General features: G+C 41.1%; 3 protein-coding genes. 2 read left to right on the forward strand and 1 reads right to left on the reverse strand.

The features are described 5' to 3' along the window. The first annotated feature begins 12 nt into the window (after window positions 1-12). Both ACMJ0U_RS03490 and ACMJ0U_RS03495 read left to right on the forward strand, forming a co-directional pair. The gene (locus tag ACMJ0U_RS03490; protein WP_417128207.1) at window positions 13-546 is read left to right on the forward strand and encodes a TIGR00730 family Rossman fold protein; all 534 of its coding nucleotides are present in this window, start codon (window positions 13-15) and stop codon (window positions 544-546) included. A gap of 23 nt (window positions 547-569) precedes the next feature. Then, the gene (locus ACMJ0U_RS03495) at window positions 570-1,172 is read left to right on the forward strand and encodes an SIS domain-containing protein (protein ID WP_417128208.1); all 603 of its coding nucleotides are present in this window, start codon (window positions 570-572) and stop codon (window positions 1,170-1,172) included. An 80-nt stretch (window positions 1,173-1,252) separates the two neighbouring features. Here the strand turns inward: ACMJ0U_RS03495 and ACMJ0U_RS03500 are convergent, their stop codons facing one another. Then, window positions 1,253-2,383 (reverse strand): glycoside hydrolase family 88 protein, encoded by a 1,131-nt coding sequence (locus ACMJ0U_RS03500; protein WP_417128210.1) that lies wholly within the window; start codon window positions 2,381-2,383, stop codon window positions 1,253-1,255. Between the last annotated feature and the right edge of the window lie 212 nt (window positions 2,384-2,595).

Here is a 2,595-nt window from a genome sequence, read left to right on the forward strand (position 1 = left end):
TAAAACTAATATATGAATAAAATTGCAGTCTTTTGTTCGGCTTCGGATGCGATAGATTCTGTTTTTATGGAAAAAGCCAAAGAACTGGGTGCATGGTTGGGCCAGCATCATAAATGGCTGGTTTACGGAGGCTCTAATACGGGGCTGATGGAAGTCCTTGCCAAAAGTGCGAAAGAAAACGGGGCTATGATAATGGGAGTTATTCCTACGAAATTGGAGGAACATGGAAGAGTCAGCGATTTACTTGATGTGACATTTCATTCGGTAAACTTGAGTGACCGGAAAGATATTATGTTGCAGGAATCGGAAGTGATGGTGGCTTTGCCAGGTGGAATTGGTACATTGGACGAAGTGTTTCATGTGATGGCTGCATGCAGTATAGGTTATCATCAGAAAAAGGTGATTTTTTATAATGTGGAGGGCTTCTGGGATGATATATTGGCTTTTTTGAACCGCTTGGAGGAAACACATTTTGCACATCGCCCGTTGAAAAATTATTTTGAAGTGGCGAGTACGTTGGAGGAACTGACCCGTTTATTGGAATAAAATTATAATTTAATCATAATCTTATGAATTCATCAATAAAAGATTTATTACAACGTGAAGCACAGGCCGTGCTGAGTATTCCGATAACAGACGGATATGAGAAGGCGGTAGAGCTGATTGTGGAACAGGTGTATGAGAAAGGTGGAAAACTGGTGACCAGTGGTATGGGCAAGGCTGGACAGATAGCCATGAATATTGCCACTACATTCTGTTCTACAGGAATCCCTTCTGTGTTTTTACATCCTAGTGAAGCGCAGCATGGCGATTTGGGAATTCTGCAAAAGAATGATTTGTTGCTTTTGATTTCCAATTCAGGCAAGACAAGAGAAATTGTGGAGCTGACAGAACTAGCTGCGCGTCTGGATCCGGAATTGAAAAAAATCGTCATCACGGGAAACCCGGATAGTCCACTGGCGGAAGCAGCAGATATTTGTCTGGCTACAGGACATCCCGATGAAGTTTGTCTGTTGGGAATGACCCCTACAACTTCTACGACTGTGATGACGGTAATAGGAGATATTTTGGTGGTAGAGACCATGCGTAAGACAGGCTTTACTATTGAAGAATACAGTAAGCGCCATCATGGTGGTTACTTGGGAGAGCGTTCCCGGGCATTGAGCAAATAAAATATGGGTGTGCGAAAAGGCACACCCATTCCTTTTTACGGAAAGAAATAAAACATTTCTACCTATTGTGTCTAATGCCGTTATTGTAGTTTGTAGACTTCCGTACCAGCAAGCAGAAAACATCCTACTCCATAATCTTCGAAGTCTGGGACACTTTCGTAAGTGACAGGTTGTCCATCTTTAGGTTCTTTCCCAGTTCCTTGCACGTAACCTAAAAAGCCATTGGAATGAACAGCATCCTTTACCATGGCATTCCAGCCTTTTAATAGAATGGGCAAATATTCTTCTTTATCCAGTAATCCGTTTCGCACTCCCCATGCCATTCCGTAGACAAACAAAGCAGTTCCTGTAGTTTCTTTGCCACCGTAATTTCCGGCATCATGAAGACTTACGTTCCAGAATCCATCTGTACGCTGACAAGCTTTCAGTGCTTTGCTCATGAGTAAGAAATCATTGATGTAATCCTGACGATGTTTTTCGTTTACAGGAATTTCGTCGAGTACACGTACAAGTGCGGCGTATGCCCATCCGTTTCCTCTGCTCCAATAGCAGTCTTCGCCATTGGGCTCTTTGTATGGGGGTAAGAAATCAGCATCTCTCCACCAGAGTCCGTCTGCCAGATTGAACAATCCTTTTCCTCCCAGCTGGTTACGTGAGAATTCATACATATCCCACATCTTGTCGAAATATTTTTGTTCTCCTGTCAAGTGTCCCATTTTGGCCAGTACTGGCATACCCATTTGAATAGCATCTACCCATGTCCAGTCTCCTACTTGTGGAGTATTGACAAGCATGTTCATGTTAGATTTGATATTTTTCAGCATTTCAGGTTTGGGACAAAGATTATATAAGTCGATATAAGTTTGTCCACAGCAGTAATCGTCTGCATTGCGTGTAGTATTGCCGTTTCGCATACCCCAGTCATGATATTCAGCCCAGTTGTATGCATAATCGTAGTATTCTGCACGGGGGAAAATGGAATATAGAGACATTAATCCTTCATAGTATACTCCTCTGGTCCAGATATTACTAGGGCGGGTAACTTTACGTACAAAACTGGGAGTCCGGTAATCTGCATATTTCTCCATGAAATACTTGTTTACTTTAATCATCACTTCCAGTGTTTCTTTTTGTGGTGGTAGTTTTTGTGCAGTAGAAGTGGTGAATCCCCAGCTCATTATAAACATAAATGCGATAAGAATCTTTCTCATAATTAAATAAAGGTATTAGTTCTGAAATTGTATCAACAAAGATAGGAGATACAAGAACATTTGTACATGGAAAATCATGCAAATACATTGAAAATCATTCAAAAAATGCTCTTGGATTCTTCTTGTGGATGTTTTTTGTACAAAAAGACATGTAATTGCAGGATTTTCTATTCCTTTTTGTGGAAAATGTGTTGTAGTTTGGTTAGTTCGGG

The organism is Phocaeicola sp., assembly GCF_048170425.1.
Classification (GTDB): domain Bacteria; phylum Bacteroidota; class Bacteroidia; order Bacteroidales; family Bacteroidaceae; genus Phocaeicola.

Bases quoted from the DNA above. Each gene is read 5' to 3' on its own strand.
- ACMJ0U_RS03490 (WP_417128207.1), top strand. From the start codon at position 13: ATGAATAAAATTGCAGTCTTTTGTTCGGCTTCGGATGCGATAGATTCT.
- ACMJ0U_RS03495 (WP_417128208.1), top strand. From the start codon at position 570: ATGAATTCATCAATAAAAGATTTATTACAACGTGAAGCACAGGCCGTG.
- ACMJ0U_RS03500 (WP_417128210.1), bottom strand. From the start codon at position 2,383: ATGAGAAAGATTCTTATCGCATTTATGTTTATAATGAGCTGGGGATTC.